The organism is Massilia yuzhufengensis, from assembly GCF_900112225.1.
Classification (GTDB): Bacteria; Pseudomonadota; Gammaproteobacteria; order Burkholderiales; family Burkholderiaceae_D; genus Telluria; species Telluria yuzhufengensis.
On the sequence record NZ_FOLD01000003.1, the window covers coordinates 242726 to 263163 of the forward strand.

20 protein-coding genes and 1 pseudogene are annotated in these 20438 nt (G+C 67.3%); 15 read left to right on the plus strand and 6 right to left on the minus strand.

Going from position 1 to position 20438, the window contains the following annotated elements; all coding sequences use genetic code 11:
* The first annotated feature begins 10 nt into the window (after nucleotides 1–10).
* From fliR to BM031_RS04575, 11 genes are read left to right on the plus strand one after another with little or no spacing between them, the layout of a single operon-like run.
* The gene (fliR, locus tag BM031_RS04525) at nucleotides 11–790 is read left to right on the plus strand and encodes a flagellar biosynthetic protein FliR (RefSeq protein WP_091871716.1); all 780 of its coding nucleotides are present in this window, start codon (nucleotides 11–13) and stop codon (nucleotides 788–790) included.
* Nucleotides 780–1919, plus strand: coding sequence for a flagellar type III secretion system protein FlhB (flhB, locus tag BM031_RS04530; RefSeq protein ID WP_091871717.1), 1140 nt, complete (start codon nucleotides 780–782; stop codon nucleotides 1917–1919). Before fliR ends, flhB begins: the two co-directional genes overlap by 11 nt.
* On the plus strand, nucleotides 1916–4009 hold the full coding sequence (locus tag BM031_RS04535; RefSeq protein WP_091871718.1) for a flagellar biosynthesis protein FlhA: 2094 nt from the start codon (nucleotides 1916–1918) through the stop codon (nucleotides 4007–4009). The genes flhB and BM031_RS04535 overlap by 4 nt, the downstream gene beginning before the upstream one ends.
* A 26-nt stretch (nucleotides 4010–4035) precedes the next feature.
* Entirely contained in the window at nucleotides 4036–5148 is a 1113-nt protein-coding gene (locus BM031_RS04540; RefSeq protein ID WP_091871719.1) for a DegT/DnrJ/EryC1/StrS family aminotransferase, read from the plus strand.
* Nucleotides 5149–5152: 4 nt separating this feature from the next.
* Nucleotides 5153–6184 carry a ketoacyl-ACP synthase III gene (locus BM031_RS04545; protein ID WP_091871720.1) on the plus strand — a complete coding sequence of 344 codons (1032 nt, stop codon included), beginning with the start codon at nucleotides 5153–5155 and terminating at the stop codon, nucleotides 6182–6184.
* On the plus strand, nucleotides 6181–6408 hold the full coding sequence (locus BM031_RS04550; protein WP_091871721.1) for an acyl carrier protein: 228 nt from the start codon (nucleotides 6181–6183) through the stop codon (nucleotides 6406–6408). Before BM031_RS04545 ends, BM031_RS04550 begins: the two co-directional genes overlap by 4 nt.
* Before the next feature lies 1 nt (nucleotide 6409).
* Nucleotides 6410–7465 (plus strand): ketoacyl-ACP synthase III, encoded by a 1056-nt coding sequence (locus BM031_RS04555; RefSeq protein WP_091871722.1) that lies wholly within the window; start codon nucleotides 6410–6412, stop codon nucleotides 7463–7465.
* Nucleotides 7462–8226 carry an SDR family NAD(P)-dependent oxidoreductase gene (locus tag BM031_RS04560; protein WP_091871723.1) on the plus strand — a complete coding sequence of 255 codons (765 nt, stop codon included), beginning with the start codon at nucleotides 7462–7464 and terminating at the stop codon, nucleotides 8224–8226. The genes BM031_RS04555 and BM031_RS04560 overlap by 4 nt, the downstream gene beginning before the upstream one ends.
* Nucleotides 8223–8843, plus strand: a complete 621-nt coding sequence (locus BM031_RS04565; protein ID WP_091871724.1) for a NeuD/PglB/VioB family sugar acetyltransferase — start codon at nucleotides 8223–8225, stop codon at nucleotides 8841–8843. Before BM031_RS04560 ends, BM031_RS04565 begins: the two co-directional genes overlap by 4 nt.
* The gene (locus BM031_RS04570; RefSeq protein ID WP_091871725.1) at nucleotides 8843–9874 is read left to right on the plus strand and encodes an aromatic ring-hydroxylating oxygenase subunit alpha; all 1032 of its coding nucleotides are present in this window, start codon (nucleotides 8843–8845) and stop codon (nucleotides 9872–9874) included. The genes BM031_RS04565 and BM031_RS04570 overlap by 1 nt, the downstream gene beginning before the upstream one ends.
* A gap of 5 nt (nucleotides 9875–9879) precedes the next feature.
* The gene (locus BM031_RS04575) at nucleotides 9880–10803 is read left to right on the plus strand and encodes a cupin-like domain-containing protein (RefSeq protein ID WP_091871728.1); all 924 of its coding nucleotides are present in this window, start codon (nucleotides 9880–9882) and stop codon (nucleotides 10801–10803) included.
* A 1-nt stretch (nucleotide 10804) separates the two neighbouring features.
* Here the strand turns inward: BM031_RS04575 and BM031_RS04580 are convergent, their stop codons facing one another.
* From BM031_RS04580 to BM031_RS04605, 6 genes and pseudogenes are all read right to left on the minus strand, one after another.
* Nucleotides 10805–11671, minus strand: coding sequence for a hypothetical protein (locus tag BM031_RS04580; RefSeq protein WP_229408539.1), 867 nt, complete (start codon nucleotides 11669–11671; stop codon nucleotides 10805–10807).
* 95 nt (nucleotides 11672–11766) lie between these two features.
* A complete protein-coding gene (locus tag BM031_RS04585) occupies nucleotides 11767–12618 on the minus strand; it encodes a flagellin N-terminal helical domain-containing protein (RefSeq protein ID WP_091871731.1) in 852 nt (283 codons plus the stop codon).
* Between the two features lie 173 nt (nucleotides 12619–12791).
* Complete coding sequence (locus BM031_RS04590; RefSeq protein ID WP_091871732.1) at nucleotides 12792–14966, minus strand: O-linked N-acetylglucosamine transferase, SPINDLY family protein; 2175 nt, start codon at nucleotides 14964–14966, stop codon at nucleotides 12792–12794.
* A 27-nt stretch (nucleotides 14967–14993) separates the two neighbouring features.
* Nucleotides 14994–15287 carry a hypothetical protein gene (locus tag BM031_RS04595; protein ID WP_091871733.1) on the minus strand — a complete coding sequence of 98 codons (294 nt, stop codon included), beginning with the start codon at nucleotides 15285–15287 and terminating at the stop codon, nucleotides 14994–14996.
* Nucleotides 15266–15604, minus strand: a complete 339-nt coding sequence (locus tag BM031_RS04600; RefSeq protein WP_091871736.1) for a hypothetical protein — start codon at nucleotides 15602–15604, stop codon at nucleotides 15266–15268. The genes BM031_RS04595 and BM031_RS04600 overlap by 22 nt, the downstream gene beginning before the upstream one ends.
* A 30-nt stretch (nucleotides 15605–15634) precedes the next feature.
* Nucleotides 15635–15958: pseudogene (locus BM031_RS04605) on the minus strand (glutathione S-transferase C-terminal domain-containing protein); the annotation flags it as partial.
* A gap of 299 nt (nucleotides 15959–16257) precedes the next feature.
* On the opposite strand from BM031_RS04605, the gene dusA reads away from it, so the two are divergent.
* From dusA to BM031_RS04625, 4 genes are all read left to right on the plus strand, one after another.
* Nucleotides 16258–17280: a tRNA dihydrouridine(20/20a) synthase DusA gene (gene dusA, locus BM031_RS04610; protein WP_091871740.1), complete on the plus strand. Its 1023-nt coding sequence runs from the start codon at nucleotides 16258–16260 to the stop codon at nucleotides 17278–17280.
* A 347-nt stretch (nucleotides 17281–17627) separates the two neighbouring features.
* The gene (locus BM031_RS04615) at nucleotides 17628–19403 is read left to right on the plus strand and encodes a methyl-accepting chemotaxis protein (RefSeq protein ID WP_229408541.1); all 1776 of its coding nucleotides are present in this window, start codon (nucleotides 17628–17630) and stop codon (nucleotides 19401–19403) included.
* 76 nt (nucleotides 19404–19479) lie between these two features.
* Nucleotides 19480–19824, plus strand: a complete 345-nt coding sequence (locus tag BM031_RS04620; RefSeq protein WP_091871745.1) for an energy transducer TonB — start codon at nucleotides 19480–19482, stop codon at nucleotides 19822–19824.
* Between the two features lie 173 nt (nucleotides 19825–19997).
* Nucleotides 19998–20405: a YXWGXW repeat-containing protein gene (locus tag BM031_RS04625; protein WP_091871746.1), complete on the plus strand. Its 408-nt coding sequence runs from the start codon at nucleotides 19998–20000 to the stop codon at nucleotides 20403–20405.
* The last annotated feature ends 33 nt before the right edge of the window (nucleotides 20406–20438 follow it).

Genomic DNA, 20438 nt, shown 5'->3' on the forward strand with positions numbered 1-20438 from the left:
CAGGGACCCGGTGGAATTGGTCAGCTTCCTGCTGCCGCTGATCGGCGCCCTGTGGTGGCCGTTCTGCCGCATCATGGCGATGCTCTCGCTGGCGCCCGCGATCGGCGAGGGCTCGGTCCCGATCCCGGTGCGCGCGCTGCTGTCGGTGGCGCTGAGCTTCATGATGCTGCCGCTGACGAAAGCCGGCGTGACGCCTGACCCATTCTCGCTGGCCGGCGTGGTGGCGATGTTCGAGCAGGCCGTGATCGGCGGCGTGCTCGGGCTGGCGCTGCAGTTTTCGATGGCCGTGATTTCGCTGCTCGGCTTCCTGGCCTCGAGCCAGGTCGGTTTTTCGATGGCGCAGATGAACGACCCGATGAACGGCCAGGCCTCGGACGTGATTTCGGGCCTGCTGTCGCTGGTGGCGATCCTGGTGTTCTTCGGGATCGACGGCCACCTGGTGCTGATGGGTGTGGTGGCGCAGAGCTTCAAGGCCTGGCCGGTGGGCGCCGGCTACGGGCCGCTGCTGCTGGAAAGCGTGGCGCTGAACCTGGCCTGGGTGTTTTCCGCGGCGATGCTGCTGGCGCTGCCGATCGTGTTCTCGACCATGGTGGTGCAGGTCGGGTTCGGCTTCCTGAACCGGGTCGCGCCGAGCCTGAACCTGTTTTCGCTGGGCTTCTCGCTGGTGACGATCTTTGGCCTCCTGATGCTGGTGCAGGTGGTGCGTTTCATCCCCGAGCACTACATCGCGATGACCAACCAGATCCTGGAAATGCTGCAGGAACAGATGAGGAGTGCGCATGTCCGATAGCGGCACCGGTGGCGACAAGACCGAAAAGCCCTCAGCGCAAAAGCTCAAGAAAGCGCGCGACGAGGGCCAGGTGGTGCGTTCGCGCGACCTCGCCACCGCCGTGGGCATCCTGGTCAGCCTGAAGGTGTTCGCCATGCTGCTGCCGGGTTACCTGGAATCCTTCCGCACGCTGTTCCGGATGGTCTACGTGCCGCTGGGCGAAGCGGGCGCGATCGAGAACGCGATGTCGGTGGTGTTCAGCGGCGCGCTGCTGCTGCTGGTGAAGATGGTGCTGCCGCTGGCGGCGGTGCCGTTCGCGATCGTGCTGGCCGGCCTGTTCCCCGGTGGGCTGGTCTTTTCAAGCAAGAACATGGCGCCGAAGTTCAGCCGCATGAGCCCCGCGACCAACCTGGGCAACCTGTTCTCCCAAAAGCACTGGGTCGGTTTCGCCACCTCGGTCGGCAAGGCGGTGGTGCTGGGCTTCGTGCTGGTGCACGTGTGCCGCTCGAGCATGAAAGCCTATGTGGAGCTGCAGCGCCTGCCGCTGCCGGACGCGCTGGCCGGCGGCAGCGCGCTGATGCTCGACGGCCTGATGGCGATGGTGACGGTGTTTATCATCTTCGCGCTGCTCGACGTGCCGGTGCAGGCCTTCATGTTCACCAAAAACCAGCGCATGAGCAAGCAGGAGCTGAAAGAAGAACACAAGGGCAACGAGGGCCGCCCGGAAGTCAAGCAGCGCATCCGCCAGCTGCAGAACCAGCTGGCCCAGCGCAGCGTGCGCAAGAGCGTGCCGACGGCCGACGTGGTGATCGTCAACCCGGAGCACTACGCGGTGGCGCTCAAGTACGACACCAACCGCGCCGAGGCGCCCTACGTGGTGGCCAAGGGCGTGGACGAGATGGCGCTGTTCATCCGCCGCGTCGCCGCCGAGCACCAGATCGAAACCCTGTCGCTGCCGCCGCTGGCGCGCGCGATCTACAACACCAGCCAGGTGCAGCAGCAGATCCCTGCGCAGCTCTACCAGGCGGTGTCGCAAGTATTGAACTATGTCCTGCAACTGAACGCCTTCCGTGCAGGCCGGCGCCCGGCGCCGCCGCGCTTCCCCAACGAGGTAGTCGTTCCATCGCATTTGAGTGAGGTTCCAGCATGAATTCCATCACCGCCTTCATCGTAGAAATGAAGCGCCACAAGTTCGCCGCACCGGTCTTCCTGATCGCGCTGCTGGCGATGATCATGCTGCCGCTGCCGCCGATCCTGCTGGACGTGCTGTTCACCTTCAACATCGTGCTGGCCCTGATCGTGATCCTGGTGTCGGTGACGGCGCGCCGCCCGCTCGACTTCTCGGTGTTCCCGACCGTGATCCTGGGCACCACCCTGATGCGCCTGGCGCTGAACGTGGCCTCGACCCGGGTGGTCCTGCTCAAGGGCCACGAGGGCCCGGACGCGGCCGGCCACGTGATCGAATCCTTCGCCAACGTCGTCATCGGCGGTAACTTCGTGGTCGGCCTGGTGGTGTTCGTGATCCTGATGATCATCAACTTCATCGTCGTCACCAAGGGCGCCGAGCGGATCTCGGAAGTGTCGGCGCGCTTCACGCTGGACGCGCTGCCGGGCAAGCAGATGGCGATCGACGCCGACCTCAATGCCGGCCTGGTCAACCAGGAACAGGCCACCCAGCGCCGCAAGGACGTGGCGGCCGAAGCCGACTTCTACGGCGCCATGGACGGCGCCTCGAAGTTCGTGCGCGGCGACGCGGTGGCCTCGATCCTGATCCTGATCATCAACCTGGTGGGCGGTATCGCCATCGGCGCGCTGATGCACGACCTGCCGCTGGGCGAATCCTTCAAGGTCTACGCGCTCTTGACCATCGGCGACGGCCTGGTGGCCCAGATCCCGGCGCTGCTGCTGTCGGCCGCGGCGGCGATCCTGGTGACCCGCATCGGCGAATCGGGCGACCTCGAACAGCAGGTCGGCGGCCAGCTGCTGGCCCAGCCGGCCGTGCTGTTCTCGGCCGCCGGCGTGATGTTCGTGCTCGGCCTGGTGCCGGGCATGCCGACCCTGACCTTCTTCGTGTTCGCCGCGGTGGTGGCCTATGTCGGCTGGAAGCTCACCAAGCGCGTCAAGGCGCCCGACACCGCCGGCGTGGCCGCGATCGAGGCGGCGCTGCGCGACGAGCGCGCGCCGGAACTGGACTGGCAGGCGCTGCCCGTGGTGCAGCCGGTGACGGTGGCGGTGGGCTACAAGCTGGTGGCGATGATCGACCGCGCCCAGGGCGAGCCGCTGACCAAACGGATCAAGGGCGTGCGCCAGAGCCTGTCGGAGCAGATGGGCATGCTGCTGCCTGCGATCGGCGTGCGCGACGACCTGGCGCTGCGCCCCTCGCAGTATGCGATCAGCCTGTCGGGCACGGTGGTGGCGGAAGCCGAAGTGATGCCCGAGCACCTGATGGCGATCCCGTCGCCCAATGTGTATGGCGAACTCGATGGCATCCCCGGCATCGAGCCGGCCTACGGCATGGCCATCACCTGGATCGCGCCGGAGCAGAAGGCCGATGCGCTGGGCCTGGGCTACCAGGTGGTGGAAGTGTCGAGCGCGATCGCCACCCACGCCTCGAAGGTGGTGCGCGAATACATGCACGAGCTGTTCCGCCACGAAGACGTGCCGGCCATCCTCGAGCGCCTCACGGCCCTGTCGCCGAAACTGGCGGCGGCGCTGGAAAAGTCGCTCACCCACACCCAGCTGCTGCGCGTGTTCCGCGTGCTGCTGGGCGAGGGCGTGTCGCTCAAGGACATCGTGGTGATCGCCACTACCTTGCTCGACAGCTCGGAAACCACCAAGGATCCGATCCTGCTGGCGGCCGAAGTGCGCTGCGCGCTGCGGCGCCAGATCGTCTCCGGCATGTTCGGCAAGAAGAAGGACATGCCGGCCTTTAACCTGTCGGCCGAACTGGAGAACATGCTGCTCGGTTCCCTGAACCAGGCGCGCCAGAACGGCGGCGGCAAGGTCGCGCTGGACAACTACCCGATCGACCCGCAGCTGCTGTCGCAACTGCAGATCAACATGCCGGTGGCGCGCGAGCAGATGAAGCAGCAGCACACGCCGCCGCTGCTGCTGGTGCTGCCGCAGGTGCGCCCGCTGCTGGCGCGCTACGCGCGCCTGTTCGCGCCCGGCCTGCATGTGCTGTCGTATAACGAAATCCCGGAAAACCGCGACGTGTCGATCGTCGGCACGGTGGGCTGATCCCACTCCCAGCACAGCGAGGCCCCATGAGCAAGCACCAACCGATCTACGTCACCCAGCCGGAGCTGCCGCCGCTGGACGAGTTCATGCCCTACCTGCAGCAGATCTGGGACAACCGCCAGCTGACCAACGGCGGGCCCTTCCACCAGCAGCTGGAAGCGGCGCTGTGCCGCCACCTCGGGGTCGAATACATCAGCCTGTTCACCAACGGCACCCTGGCGCTGCTGACCGCACTGCAGGCGCTGCGCATCACGGGCGAAGTGATCACCACGCCGTACTCCTTCGTCGCCACCTCGCACTCGCTGCTGTGGAACGGCATCACGCCGGTGTTCGTCGACGTCGACCCGGTCAACCTGAACCTCGACCCGGCCCGGATCGAATCGGCGATCACGCCGCGCACCACCGCCATCATGCCGGTGCACTGCTACGGCCAGCCCTGCGACACCCGGGCGATCCAGGCGATTGCCGACAACTACAACCTGAAGGTCATCTACGACGCGGCCCACGCCTTCGGCGTCGAGCAGGATGGCCAAAGCGTGCTCAATTGCGGCGACCTGTCGGTCCTGAGCTTCCACGCCACCAAGGTATTCAATACCTTCGAAGGCGGCGCCATCATCAGCCCGGACGCGCGCACCAAGCAGCGCATCGACCGCCTCAAGAACTTCGGCTTCGTCGACGAGACCACCGTGGTGGCCGCCGGCATCAACGGCAAGATGAGCGAGATCAACGCCGCCTTCGGCCTGCTCCAGCTCAAGGGCATCGACGCCGCCATGGAAGGCCGGCGCGCGGTGGCGCGCCGCTACACCGAGGCCTTCGCCGGCCTGGCCGGCATCACCTGCGTGCGCCCGGCCGACGGCGGTGCCAGCAACCACTCCTACTTCCCGATCCTGGTCGGCCCGGACTACCCGGAGAGCCGCGACGCGCTCTACGCGCGCCTGAAGGAACACGGCATCGCCGGACGGCGCTATTTCTATCCGCTGATCTCGAGCTTCCCGATGTACCGTGGCCTGCAGTCGGCGGCCGAGGGCAACCTGCCGGTGGCCAGCCGCGCCGCCGAACAGGTGCTGTGCCTGCCGATCTACCCGGCGCTGGCCGACAGCGACCAGCAGCGCATCATCGACCTCGTCACCGGAGCCTGACGCCATGCCCATCGCACGGATCGCCGACATCGCGGGCTACCTGCCCGAGACCATCCTGGGCAACGAGGAACTGGGCAGCCTGTATCCCGGCTGGAGCGCCGACAAGATCTTCGACAAGACCGGCATCCGCCAGCGCCGCATCGCCGGGCCCGACGAAACCGCGGGCGACCTGGCCGCACGCGCGGCCGAAGCGCTGTTCGCGCGCGGCGCGGTAAGCGCCGGCGATGTCGACTTCATCATCCTGTGCACCCAGGCGCCAGACCACGTGCTACCTTCCACCAGCTGCATCCTGCAGCACCGGCTCGGCATCCGTACCAGCGCCGGGGCGCTCGACGTCAACCTGGGCTGCTCGGGCTTCGTGTATTGCCTGTCGCTGGCGCGCGGGCTGATCGAAACCGGCGCGGCCCGCTGCGTGCTGGTGCTCACGGCCGACACCTATTCGAAATACATCCACCCGCTCGACAAGAGCGTGCGCACCCTGTTCGGCGACGGCGCCGCCGCCACCGCGGTGGTGGCCGGCGAAGGCGAGGGCGCGGCCATCGGCCCCTTCGTGTTCGGCACCGACGGCCGCGGCAGCGACAAGCTGATCGTCGAAACCGGAGGCTTCCGCCGGCGCCGCAGCGATGCGACGGCGGCCGAGTACACGGACGATTCGGGCAACGTGCGCTCGCGCGACCACCTGTACATGGCCGGCGCCGACGTGATGGCTTTCTCGCTGCGCGAAGTGCCGCGCGCGGCCGCTGCGCTGCTGGACAAGGCGGGCATGGAGAAAAGCGACATCGACTACTTCGTGCTGCACCAGGCCAACCGCTTCATGCTCGAATCGCTGCGCAAGAAGCTGGGCGTGGACGCGGCGCGCTTTCCGATCCATGTCGAGGAGTGCGGCAACACCGTCTCGTCGACCATTCCGCTGGCGCTGGTGGCCATGCGCGAAGCGGGCGCCTTGCGCACCCGGAAAACCTTGATGCTGCTCGGCTTCGGCGTAGGCTATTCGTGGGCCGGGTGCCTTTTAACTCTAGAACAGGACAAACCATGAGCACATTCTACGAAGGGATGGCCGAGATCTTCGAGGTCGAACCGGCCGCGATCACCCCCGAATTCGACCTGACGACGGCCGAGGCCCAGTGGGATTCGCTGGCGCTGGTGTCGACCATCGCGCTGGTGGACGACTGCTACAACGTGATGCTCGACGGGACCGCGCTGGCGGCCTGCAGGACGATCGGCGACATCGAGGCGCTGGTCCGGCAGGCGAAAGGCTGACATGGCCAGCTCGAGCGGACGGGAAGCGCTCACCCGCGGCGCGCGCATTGCCGGGGTGGTGTCCTGCCTGCCGCGCCAGGCGCTGGACAACGCCAGCTTCGCTGCCGGCTTCGGCGACAAGGCGGTCGAGGACGTGGTCAAGCTGATCGGCGTGCAGTCGCGCCGCCGCGCCGCGCCGGGCGACACCACGCGCGACCTGTGCCGCGACGCCGGCGCGCGCCTGCTGGCGGGCCTGGGCTGGACGCCGGAATCGGTGGACGCCATCGTCTTTGTGTCGCAGACGCCGGACTACCGCCTGCCGGCCACCGCCTGCGCCCTGCAGGCCGAACTGGGCGTGTCCCCGGCCTGCATCGCCTTCGACGTCAACCTGGGCTGCTCGGGCTATCCCTATGGCCTGTGGCTGGCCATGACGATGGTGCAGGGCGGTGCGGCGCGGCGCGTGCTGCTGGCGGTGGGCGACACCATCAGCCGCATCGTCGACCCGCAGGACCGTGCCACCGCGCTGCTGTTCGGCGACGCCGGCACGGTGACGGCGATCGAAGCGGGCGGCCCGGCCGATGCCGCCCACTTCATCCTCGGCACCGACGGGCGCGGCGCCGCCAACCTGATCGTGCCGCAGGGCGCATTCCGCGCGCCGGTGCCGGGCGGCGACGCGCGCCTCGATGGCCGCAAGCTCGACACCCTGTACATGGATGGCGGCGAGATCTTCAACTTCACGCTGCGCGCGGTGCCGCCGCTGGTGGCGCGCAGCTTCGAGCACGCGGACGCGCCGATGGAATCCTACGACGCCTTCCTGTTCCACCAGGCCAACCTGTTCATGCTCAAGCACCTCGCCAAGAAAGCCAGGCTGCCGCTCGAGAAAACCCCGATGAACATCGACCGCTACGGCAATACCAGTTCGGCCTCGATCCCGCTGCTGATGACGACCGACCTGGCCCAGGCATTGCGCAGCGCCCCGCGCAAGCTGGCGATGTTCGGCTTCGGCGTCGGCTATTCCTGGGCCTCGGCCTCGCTCACGGCCGGTCCCCTGCAAGTCTGTGAGACGATACAACGATGACGGTCTATTCCGACACCTACCTGGCCGGCGGCACCTGGCTGGTCACCGGCGCCTCTTCCGGGATCGGCCGCGAAACGGCGATGCTGGTCGCGGCCTGCGGCGGCCGCGTGATCGCGGCGGGCCGCGACGCCGCGCGTATCGACGAGGCCGTGGCCGCGCTGCCCGGCAGCGGCCACCTGGCCGTCAGCTTCGACCTGCACGACGTGGACGCCACCGCCGACTGGCTCAAGGCGCTGGCCGTACAGCACGGCCCGTTCAGCGGCGTGTTCCATGCGGCCGGCGTGGAAGCCATCCGCCCGGTGCGCCTGCTGCGCCAGCAGCAGGTCCAGGACGTGATGGGCGCCTCGCTGTTCGCCGCCCTCGGCATCGCCCGCGCCATGGCCGCGAAAGGCGCCATGCTCGACGGCGGCGCGCTGGTATTCATGTCTTCGGTGGCCGGGGCGGCCGGGCAGGCCGGCATGGCCGCCTATTCGGCCGCCAAGGCCGGGATCGACGGCATGGTGCGCTCGCTGGCCTGCGAGTTCGCGCCGCGCGCCATCCGCGTCAACGCGATCGCCGCCGGCGCCGTGCGCACGCCGATGCATGAACGGCTCGCCCGCGGCGCCACCGGCGCGGCGATGGACGCCTACGAACAGCAGCACCTGCTCGGTTTCGGCGCGGCGGCGGACGTGGCGCACGCCGCCGCCTTCCTGCTCGGCCCCGCCGGCCGCTGGGTGACCGGAACGACCATGGTGGTCGATGGAGGCTATTTGTGCAAATGAACGACGCGCGTTTCATCCTGGCCGGCGCCGGCGCCTTCGGCCGTGAGCTGATCAACTGGGCCGAAGACTGCGGCACGCCCTTCACAGCCTTCCTCGACAGCAGCGCCGAGGCGCTGGCCGGTTTCGGCTACGCGCTGGACTACCTCGGCACGCCGGACGACTTCCAGCCGCGCGCGGGCGACCTGCTGGTGATGGGGGTCGGCGAACCGGAAGCCAAGCGCCGCCTGGCGCTCCAGCTCATGGCCAGGGGCGCGCAGTTCGCCCGCCTGGTGCACCCGAGCGCCGTGGTCGCGCGCAGCGCCCGGCTGGGCGAGGGCGTGGTGGTGTGCCCGCAGGCGCTGGTCTCGGCCGACGCGGTGCTGGGCGATTTCAGCGTCGTCAATGCGCTCAGCAGCGTCGGCCACGACGTCGACCTGGGCGCGTTTTCCACCCTGAGCTGCCACGTCGACCTGACCGGCTGGGTCAGGGTGGGCGAGGCCTGCTTCTTCGGCAGCGGCGCGCGCGTGCTGCCCAAGGTGCGCATCGGCGCCGCGGCGCGCATCGGCGCCGGCGCCATCGTAATGCGCAGCGTGCCGGACGGCGCCACCATGTACGCCGCCCCGGCCAAGAAACTGTAATGCCCGATTCGACGACCGATTTCGACGCCGGCCTGTTCCGCGACCACTGGCACCTGGCCTGCCACCGCAACGAGCTGCCCACGCCCGGCGACTACCTGCGCATGCGCACGCCGCTGGGCGACCTGGTGGTGTTCAACGACAGCGGCGAGCTGGTGGCCTTCGACAACCTGTGCCCGCACCGCGGCGCGCGCATGTTCGACGGCGAGGCCGGCAACGGCCCCGCCACCTGCCGCTACCACGGCTGGAGCTACCAGAAGGGCAGGGTGATCGTGCCGCTGGTCGAGGACTTCGCCGGCTGCGACACCTCGAGCGCGCGCCTGAACACCTACCGGCTCGACTGGTGCGGCGACTTCCTGTTCGTCGGGCTCGCCCCGCGCCAGGGGCTGTACCAGCAGCTGGGCGAGGCCGCGGCACTGCTCGAAAACATCGGCTTCAACATCGCCGGCCGGATCGACCTGAACGCCGGGTCCTTCCACTGCTACTGGCCGGTGGCGGTGGAGAACGCGCTCGAGCCCTACCACATCGCGATGGTCCATCCCGACACCCTGGGCACGCTGGCGCTGCAGGCCGGCGCCAACCACTATCTCGGGTCCAACTCGGTGTGGTACGCCCCGCTCGGCAACGAGCGCGTGAACAAGCAGCTGCATGGGCTCAGGCGCCACTTCGCGATCGACTACGGCTACGACGGCTACATGAGCATCTACCTGTTCCCGTTCACGATGATCTCGTCGACCTTCGGCTATTCGTATTCGCTGCAGCACTTCTTCCCGGCTGCGGGCGGCGCCGAGGAAACCCACTTCAGCAGCCGGCTGCTGGGCGCCCACCTGGCCAACGAACGCAGCGCCCAGCTGCTCGCGCCACTGTTCGCCTCGACCGCCGGGATCAACCGCAAGGTCTTCGAGGAAGACCACGAGGTCTGCCGGCGGGTGCCGAAATCGAGCTGGAGCCCGGCGCCGCTGGCCTACCCGGCCGCCTCCGAAGCCAAGATCGCGCACTTTCGCCAGTCGTGCCGCGGCTGGCTGGAAAGCTAGCGCCCATGGCCGACCAACCGACACTGCGCCGCCCGGAACTGCCGCCGCGGCCAGCCGACCTGCCCGGGCACGACGACCCGGCCGCGCGCCGGCGCGCGCAGGAAGCGCGCGACGCGCTGGTGCGCGGCGTGAGCTCGATCGGGGCGATGCGCGATGCGGTGCGCGCGGCGTCGCGCGCGCTGCCGGCGCTGGCCGAGGTCGCGCGCGTGCGCCGCCCGACGGCTGCCGCATTCCTGGCCCGCGCCGCCCAGGGGCTGCCCTTCGTCATGACCGGCATCGTCGACCGCTGGCCGCTGTCGGCCCTCACCCCGCAGGTGCTGCGCGAGCAGTACGGCGCCGTGCCGGTGCGGGCACGCATCGGCGACTACGTCAACACCGCCTTCGCGCGCGACCGCGCCATGCGCGACATGGCGATGGCCGACTACCTCGGCCTGGTTACCGGGGAAGGGGAGCTGCCGCCCTACGTCGGCAACCTCGAATTGCGCGAACTGAACCGCCTGTGCCACTGGCCCGGCTACTTTGCGAAGATGGGACCGCCCCGCTTCTGGATCGGTCCGGCGCGCACGGTGACGCCGCTGCACTGCGACTTCGACGACAATATCTTCGCCCAGGTCTGGGGCAGCAAGCGCATCTTCCTGGTCCCGCCCCACCACGACGCCTTCCTCTACACGCGCGAAGCCAATCCCGTGCTGTTCGGTTCCCCGGTGGACCCGGAAGCGCCCGATTTCGCGCGTTTCCCGCTGGCGCGCCAGGCCTCGATGATCGAATGTATCGTCGGGCCGGGCGACATGCTGTATGTGCCGGCCGGCTGGTACCACCAGGTGCGTGCGCTGGGCTTCTCGCTGTCGGCCAACCGCTGGGCGCGCGCGATGCCGCTGGCCCTGCACGGCACCGCGGCGCTGCTGCGCCCGGCCGCTCCGCCCGGCTGAGTCAGGCCGCGTCCTCGGCCTTGGCGCCGAGCGGCAGCAGCAGCGCCATTTCCGCCAGCGCGCGGAACACCGGCAGGCTGAGGGCGCTCGCCGCTTCGCTGGCCGCCAGGGCCGCGTGCACGTTCCCGGGCGGGAGCGAATCGCGGAAGCGCCAGCGCAGCACCTGCATGCCCGATTGGGCCACCGCCGCTTCCAGCATCGGCTGCAGTTCGCGCAGGCGCGCCAGCGCCGGGGCGTCGGGCGCGCACAGTTCCAGCACGATCCCGCCCGGCACCGGTTCGACCTGCACGACGATGCGGGTGCCGTCGGCCAGGCTCAGTTCGAGCCGCAGGCCGAAGCGGGCGCGCTTGCGCCGTCCCGGCGGCTGGTCCTGGTCTTCGGCCACGATTTCGAGGTGGTGCGCCTGCGCGCTGCCCGCATGCACCGTGAAGCGCCAGGCGTCGGCCGGCAGCACGCGGGCATCGGCCGGCGCCAGCACCTGGCCCTGCTGGCCGGCCGCCAGCTGCATCGGCGCGATGGTGCCGGCGCGTGCCTGGAGGTCGCGGCGCGCCTGCTGGTCGCCGTAGGTCCGCACCATCGAACGCCAGCTCGACGCCAGGCTGCGCCCGTCGAGTGCCGGAAAGCCCATCTGGCGTGCCATGAAGACCTGGTCCGGCCGCAGCGCGGCCTGGTCGGCGGCGTCCGCCGCGGCGGCCTGGGGCGGGGCGGCCAGCGCCTGCGAGACCGGCAGGGCCAGTTCGGCCTCGGCGGCGGCCAGCGCGGCGGCAGCCGGCAGCACGCCCAGGTTGCCGGTACTGCCATTGGGCAGCGGCTGGGTGACAGGCAGGAGCGCGGGGAGGGCGGAAGCGGGGGAGACGATGCTGACCATGGTCGACTCGGTAGGAAGGACAAACGAAAAAGGCCAACCTCGCGTACGGTTGGCCCTTGGCTATTCCCGGCTGGACGAGCCCGGGGAGAAGACCATTACTGCAGGAGCGACATCACCATCGACGACATGCTGTTCGACTGCTTGAGCATGGCGGTGCCGGCTTGCAGCAACATCTGGTTCGAGGTCATGTTGGCGCTTTCGCTGGCGAAGTCCACGTCCATGATCAGGCCGGTTGCTGCCTTGCTGTTGGTGCTGATGTTCGACAAGTTATTGTACACGTGCTCGAGGCGGTTGGCGGCAGCGCCCAGGCCCGAACGGACCTTGTTGACCGATGCCAGCGCGGTGTCGAGCTTGGCGATCGAGGCGTTGGCGGTGCTGGTCAGTTCGGTGCCGGTCGCGGCCGATGCGTAGTTGACGGTCGCCGAGGTCACGTCGGTCACCATCGAGGTCATGTCGGTGCCCAGGTTGACGGCCATGGTTTCGCTCGACGATGCGCCGATCTGGAAGGTCATCGAGGACGCGACGGTGCCGGCCACCAGCAGCTTGGTGCCGCCGAAGGTGGTGTTCTTCAGCACGTTGCCCAGTTCCAGGCCCAGTGCGTCGTATTCGGCCTGCATGGCCTTCTTGTCGTCGGCGGTCGACGAAGCATCGGCCGACTGGGTGGCCAGGTCTTTCATGCGGACCAGCATGTTGCCGACTTCGTCCAGCGCGCCTTCGGCGGTCTGCAGCATCGAGGTCGAGTTCTGGGTGTTGCGCATGGCGACGCTCATGCCCGAGGTCTGGGCTTTCAGGCGCGATGCGATCTGCAGGCCGGCAGCGTCGTCCATTGCCGAGTTGATGCGGTAGCCGGTCGACAGGCGGGTCATCGAGGTCGACAGCGAACTCTGGGTGCGGCTGATCGAGTTTTGCGCGGACAGTGCAGCGTTGTTGGTGTGAAGGCTCAGCATGGTGGGCTCCTGATTAGTGTATTCGGTTTCGAGTGCGTCACTCGCTCTCACAAGTACAAGGCGACAGCTTTCACTCCGGCATTAAGTTCCGCAAGGAAATTATTTGAAATGTTTTCCAGGGCCGTGAAACCTTGTCGGACTGTCCATGCGGCGCGCATGCGTACCGGCGTTTGTCAGGCCGGCGCCTGCGCCAGGTCCGCCAGCCGCACCTGCAGGTCGGCCGCCGGCTGGCCGGCGCACCAGCGCCGCCACGCCAGCCGCAGGCCGTGCTCGAGGCCGGCTGCCGTCACGCCGGGGTAGCCCAGCACCGAATTGACGAAGCGCTCGCGCATCGTGGCGCGCATCGCGGCCAGGGCGCCGGTGTTTTGCGACAGGAACACGCCCAGCTTCACGTACGTGTCTTCGTCCTCGGTAATGAAATCGCGCAGCCCCAGGTGAGCCAGGAAGGACACCGCGGCATGGCTCGGGTTGGTGGCGCCGACGGTGGCCAGCGTCGGTACGCCCATCCACAGCGCGTGGCCGATGGTGGTCGAGCCGCTGTAGGGGAAGGGGCTGAGGCAGACATCGACCTCGTAGTGCTGCTTCAGGTAGCCGTGCACATTGGTGCGCTGGCGCAGCAGCAGGCGCTCGCGCGGCACGCCTTCCTGGGCGAACCAGTCGACCAGCACGTCGTCCACCCCCGGCTGCAGGCCGCCGAGCAGCATTTTCGCGTCCGGGACGGCATGCAGGAGCCTGGCCCACTGGGCGATCACTTCCCGGCTGAGCTTGCTCGCGCGGTGGAAGCTGCCGAAGGTCAGGTGGCCGTTGCGCGCTGCCGGGAGCTCGTTGACGGGCGGCGCGCCCGGGTCGGGCAGGAAGGGCGCCGCCAGCGGCAGGCGCAGCACCCGTTCGGTGTACTGGTCGTCGTAGCGCCCGGCCGGCAGCACGAACGGGTCGGACACGATGTAGTCCATCGTCCGCATCCCGGTGGTGCCGGCATAGCCGATCCAGGTAAGCTGCACCGGCGCCGGCTTGCGCATGAACAGCGGCAGCCGGTTCAGCGACGAGTGGCCGGACAGATCGACCAGGATGTCGATGCCGTCTTCGCGGATCATGCGCTCGGCGCTGGCGTCGTCGACCAGCGAGATCGAGCGCCAGCCCGTGGTGCAGGCGCGCAGGTGCGCGGTCATGGCGTCGTGGACGTTGTTGTTGTAATAGACATACAGCTCGACGCGCTCGTGCCCACGCAGCTCGTCGAAAACGGGCGTGACGAAGCGGGTCACGGCATGCTCGTACATGTCCGCCGAAACGAAGCCGACGCGGATCTTGCGCTCGGGATCGCGGTCGTTGGCGTGCGGCTGCTGCAGGGCCTGCAACTCCGGCTCCCAGCGCTGGCCGTAGGCGAAGTGCTCGCGGGTGAGTTCCCCGGCGTCCATGCAGTAGTGGCTCAGGATGAACAGCATCACGCTGTGGGCCGCCGGCGAGGGCGCCAGCTCGAGCGCCCGGCGCGCCAGCCGCAGCGCCTCTTCCCACTCGCCCAAGCCGAAGCTCAGGCCGACGATGGCGTGCAGCACCTCCACGTTGTCCGGCTCCAGCGCGAGCGCGCCCTGCAGCAGGGTGGCCGCTTCCGGCAGCTGGCCGTCCGAGCGCAGGGTATTGGCCAGGTCGACCACCAGGTCGATGCGGTCGGGGGCCAGCGCGACGGCGCGCCGGAAGCCTTCGACGGCTTGCGCGAAACGCTTCAGGACGCGGTGCGACTGGGCCAGGCGGATGACCGAAGCCAGGTTGTCGGGGCGTTGCTCCAGCACGGCGCCCAGGCAGGCCGCGGCTTCTTCATGGCGGTGCAGCTGGTACAACTGGTTGCCCAGATCGGCGCGGGCGTCGAAATTGTCCGGCTCGAGCGCGAGCACCTGCTGCAGGACAAGGACGGTCTCTTCCATGTTCTTGTCCTTGTGCAGCACGGCGGCAAGGCTGAGCAGGCAGCCGGTGTTGCCCGGCGCCAGCGCTACCGCGCGGCGCGCGGCCGGCTCGGCTTCGTCCGTCCGGCCAAGGCGCAGCAGCGCATCGGCCAGGCCCTGGTGCAGGTCGGCATCGTCCTGGAAGCGCAGTGCGCTGCGGTAGGCGCCGGCCGCGTCCTCGAAGCGCTCCAGTTCGAACAGGGCCGCGGCCAGCACGGCGTGGATGCCGCGCGCCTTCGGGTTCAGTTCGAGCGCGCGGCGCAGGCTGGCGACGCCGTCTTCCAGGCGGCGCGCTTTGAGCAGCGACAACCCGAGCAGGGCGTGGGCATTGGCGTCGCGCGGGTTGCGCTGCACCGCAAGGCGGTGCTGGGCGAGCGGGTCGGGGGCGGCCGGGCGGGCAGGTTGGGTCATGGTGCTGGATCGGTTTCTGTGCGGAAATTATTCGCGATTGTAAATCGGGTGGCCTTTCCGCGTACTGAGAATGTTGCGCCGACCTCGAGAAAATTTGCACAGCTTGGCAAATGCCTTGCCCGACACAGCCGCCCGCGCTAGCGGATGCTGCGGATCCGTGAAAAAGAAGATCGCCGCCACCGCGCGCCCGCTCGGGTCGAGGCGGGCCACCAGGCCGAACAGGAAGGTGTGCACGAACAGCATGGGCGCGGTCAGGATCGCCACCACGGGCGCGTACACCTCGAGCCGCGCGACCTGGGTCACCAGCAGCACCAGCACCATGTGCAGGCCGGAAACGCCACCAGCGCCAGCACGGCCGCCGGTCCCATCACGCCGGCGAACACGTACCACAAGGCGGTACCGCCGGCCTGGCCGATGATGGCCGGTCCGCTCCCGAGCACCACGATGCCGAATACCGCCACCGCCACGCCTGTATAGGCGAACATGCGGTGCGGATTGTCGCTGCGGCCGATGATGCCGTCGACCATCGTCAGCGCCAGCAGCGCCGCGTAGTCGCCGCCAGCCACCGTGGCCAGTGCGACAAAGGCCAGCGCCGCCACCGTGTAGCCCACCACGTTGACCGTGCCGGTGCTCGACATCGTGCCGGCCTGAGGTGGTAAGCCGGCCGCCTAGTCGGCGTCCGGCTGCAGTTCCGGGCGCGCAGCGTCGAACGCCGGCAGGGCGGCGCAGCGCGCCTCGATCGCGGCGATGGTGGGATAGGCCGACAAGTCGCAGTCGAAGCGGCGCGCGTTGTACAGCTGCGGCACCAGGCAGCAGTCGGCCATGGTCGGCGTGTCGCCGTGGCAGAACAGGCTTGTCGCCGGGTTGCCGGCGAGCTGGCGCTCGAGGGCGGCCAGCCCGAGGCCGACCCAATGGCGGTACCAGGCGTTCTTCTGCTCCTGGCCGGCGCCCAGTTCCTTGCCGAGGTAGTGCAGCACGCGCAGGTTGTTGATCGTGGATCCGGGGATCCGGGGTCAGGTCTGACATTTAGACACGGCCTCAGCCATAAGTGCCTGCGGCCACCCACCAGCAGGGATCCGGGGTCAGGTTTGACATTTAGACACGGCCTCAGCCATAAGTGCCTGCGGCCACCCACCAGCATGGATCCCGACACCTCTCGTCTGGACCCTCCAGCGAGGCGTTTGGCTGGCTGAAGCTTCTCCACCGCGCAGCACGCTCGCACATTCTGTTCTATCATGTCGCCCTTCGTTTCTTTCCGCGCTGCCCGGCCGCCGCGCAAGCATCCGCACCCATGTCTCTCGAACTGTCTTCCACCGCGCCCGCAGTAACGCCATCGCGCCGCCTCTCCGTCGCCCCCATGATGGATTGGACTGACCGCCACTGCCGCGTCTTCCACCGCGAAATCACGCGCCACACATGGCTCTATACCGAGATGGTCACCACCGGCGCCCTGGTCTACGGCGACGTCGAGCGCCACCTGCGCTACGACAAGGTGGAACACCCGGTCGCTCTGCAGCTGGGCGGCAGCGACCCCGTGGACTTGGCCAAGAGCGCCAAGCTGGGCCAGCAGTGGGGCTACGACGAAATCAACCTCAATTGCGGCTGCCCATCCGAGCGGGTGCAGAAGGGCGCGTTCGGCGCCTGCCTCATGAGCGAGCCCCAGCTGGTGGCCGATTGCGTCAAGGCGATGCGCGACGCGGTGTCGATCGACGTCACCGTCAAGCACCGCATCGGCATCGACTACAACGAGGAATACGGTTTCGTGCGCGATTTCGTCGGCACCATCGCGGACGCCGGCTGCACGACCTTCATCGTGCATGCCCGCAATGCCGTGCTCAAGGGCCTGTCGCCCAAGGAAAACCGCGAAATCCCGCCGCTGCGCTACGAGATCGCCTACCAGCTCAAGCGCGAATTCCCGGCGCTCGAAATCCTGATCAACGGCGGCATCAAGACCGATGACGAGATCGCCCTGCACCTGGAGCACGTGGACGGCGTCATGCTGGGCCGCGAGGCCTACCACAACCCCTGGGTGATGGCCGATTGGGACCGGCGCTTCTATGGCGACGCATCGGCGCCCGTGAAGACCCGCCAGCAGGTGCTGGAAGCCATGGTCCCCTACATTGCCGAGCAATTGCGCCAGTACGGCCAGCATGGCATGAAGCTCAACAGCGTCACACGCCACATGCTCGGCATCATGACCGGCCTGCCCGGCGCGCGCGCGTTCCGCCAGATGTTGTCCGACCCGAAAAAACTGGCGGGCGCCGACCCGGCCCTGCTGCTGGAAGCGGCAGCGCGCATGCCAGTCGCAGCCTAGACGAGTCGTCAGTTTTCTCTGCCAAAAGGCGCACTTCGGTGCGCCTTTTGTGTTTCTTGTCGGCAAATAGATACAGTTTGTTGTTCAAAACATAGTACCAAGACGTGCAAAGCTTGCCCAATGGCAAGTCTAAAGAGATAATTTCTTCCGCTCCCCACACATTGAGTCACATCAATTCTGTTGTTGAGCTGAAACAGTTCGGGTGCTGCAGTCGATTTGTGACTTTCCGGGCAGAATTTTTGATTTATCCTGTCGGAAATAAACGCATCCTGCATACGGTGCGTGATGCGTCGCACGGCGCCAGCGATCCGGGCGAATTCAATCAATAGATACAGGGAAGAACACGAATGGCTTTTTTGAACAAGTTGAAGGTCGGTACCCGCCTCGCGCTCGGTTTTGCGCTGGTGCTGGTCCTGCTGGTCGCCGTCACGGTGGTGGGTATCCTGCGCATGTCGCAGATCCAGGACCGCCTTGACCAGGTGATTAGCGTGAGCAACGTGAGCACCGGCCTCGTGATCGACATGCGCAACAACGTCAGCGAACGCGTTGCCTCGCTGCGCGTCCTGACCCTGATGACCGACCCGGCCGACATGGAACCGGAAATGGTCAAGTTCAAGGAACAGACCCGCAAATACGACGAAGCCCAGAAGAAGCTGTCGGCGATCTTCGCCGCCCATGCGAGCGACAAGGAAAAGGCGCTGCTGGGCCAGATCAAGGAATTCGAAGGCGCAGCAATGCCGGCGATCCAGAAGGCGTCGGAACTGTACCTGGCCAATAACGCGATGGACGCCACCCGCGTCATGATCCGCGAAGTGCGTCCGGTGCAAAAGAAGTGGACGGAAGCACTGGACCAGCTGGCCGCCCTGGAAGACAAGCAGAACGCCCAGAGCAAGACCGATGCGGAAGCCGAGTTCGTCAATGCCCGTAACTTCATGATCGTCCTGCTGCTGGTGGCAGTCGGGATGGGCATGGCGGCGGCCTGGGTGATCAGCCGCAGCCTGCGCAAGCAACTGGGTGGCGAGCCAGCCTACACCGCCAGCATCGCCAGCAGCATCGCCCATGGCGACCTGTCGATCGCCATCGAGACCGATTCGTCGGACCGCGGCAGCCTGCTGGTTGAAATGAAAGAAATGCGCAACAGCCTGGTCGGCATCGTTGACCAGGTGCGCCGCGGCACCGAGACCATCGGCACCGCCTCGCGTGAAATCGCGGCCGGCAACATCGACCTGTCCTCGCGTACCGAACTGCAGGCCAGCTCGCTGGAAAAGACCGCCTCGGCGATGGAAGAACTGACCTCGACCGTCAAGCAGAACGCCGACAATGCCCGTGAAGCCAACTCCCTCGCCGCAACCGCGTCGAACGTGGCGCTCAAGGGTGGCGAAGTGGTGTCGCAGGTGGTGGGCACGATGGGCGAGATCAACGCTTCGGCCAACAAGATCGCCGACATCATCAGCGTGATCGACGGCATCGCGTTCCAGACCAACATCCTGGCGCTGAACGCCGCGGTGGAAGCAGCCCGTGCCGGTGAACAGGGCCGCGGCTTCGCGGTGGTGGCATCGGAAGTGCGTAACCTGGCCCAGCGTTCGGCTGCAGCGGCGAAAGAAATCAAGACCCTGATCGGCGATTCGGTCGAGAAGGTCGAGCGCGGCAGCAAGCTGGTCGGCCAGGCCGGCGTGACGATGGATGAAGTGGTGGCGAGCGTGAAGCGCGTGACCGACATCATGAGCGAAATCGCCAACGCCAGCGCCGAGCAGAGCGCCGGGATCGAACAGGTCAATCTGTCGATCATCGAGATGGACAGCATGACCCAGCAGAATGCCGCGCTGGTCGAAGAGGCCGCTGCCGCAGCGCAGAGCCTGCAAGACCAGGCAAGTGAATTGACCCGCGTCGTCAGCATCTTCAAGCTGACCGAGGGTGAGCAACAGGCCGACGCCCCGGCGCCGGTCGCAGCAACCAGCACCGCCGTCGTGGTGCGCCCGGCAGCACCGAAGCGCCCGGCACCGGCCCTCAAAAAGCCGGTCGTAAAGAAGCCAGCCGCAGCGGCATCGCACGATGCACCTGCCGCGCCGGCCAAGCCAAAGAAAGCAGCCACCGCCGGTAACGACGAGTGGGAAGAATTCTAAGAGAGAGAAAGTGCCGGCCTCCGGGCTGGCAGCAGTAGAGACTGCCAACTTAAACAAAACCTTGATGGGGAAACCAATGAAAAACCTGACCATGAAACTGATCGCAGCAATGACCCTCGCCACCGCAGCCGGCGCCACCTTCGCAGCCGAAGTGCCGGCTTCGTTCGACCCGAAGAAGTGCTCGGTCGAATACCCGAAGGCATCGCTGATGAACGAAGAGCAGGGCACCACCTCGGCATCGTTCCTGGTCAGCGCTGACGGTACCGTCGCTGAATCGAAGCTGGAAAAGTCGAGCGGCTTCAAGAACCTGGACAAGGCAGCTCTCAAAGGCCTGTCGTCGTGCAAGTTCAAGCCGGGCACCAAGGATGGCGCACCAGCGGCTACCTGGACCAAGGTCGACTACGCGTGGAAACTGGACTAATCCGGTTTTTCCTGCAGTAAAGAAAAGCAGCCGGCCTACGCCGGCTGTTTTTTTCATGGTGACGTTACATTTTCATCACAGCATGTATCGATTGTAAGAAGTTCTTTCAATTCAATCGTGCGCGGATGGGCTTGGCTATAGTGGTTTCAACACAACCAAGAAGGAGAATCACCATGAAAAGCATTCTCGCCGCTACCGCCGCAGTCCTGATCAGCACCGCCGCCTTCGCACCGGCCCAGGTCCAGGCTCAGGGCCGTACTGAAGTGATCGTGGTGCACAAGGCGCCGCCGGCCCCGCGCCGCGAAGCCATCCCGGCCGCACGCCGCGGCTACGAGTGGGTGCCTGGCCACTGGGTCTGGAACGGCCGCCGCTACACCTGGGAACGTGGCCACCACGAGCGTGTGCGTGCCGGCTACGTCTACCAGCAGCCAGTATGGCGCCAGGACCGTAATGGCTGGTACTTCGAGCGCGGCGGCTGGCAGCGCGGCGACCGTGCCGACCGTGTGGTGCGTCGCGACCGTGACGGCGACGGCGTCCCGAACCGCCACGATGCCCGTCCGAACAATCCGAACCGCTATTAATCAAGGGTTCGCGGCTTGACCGAAACCGCCTGC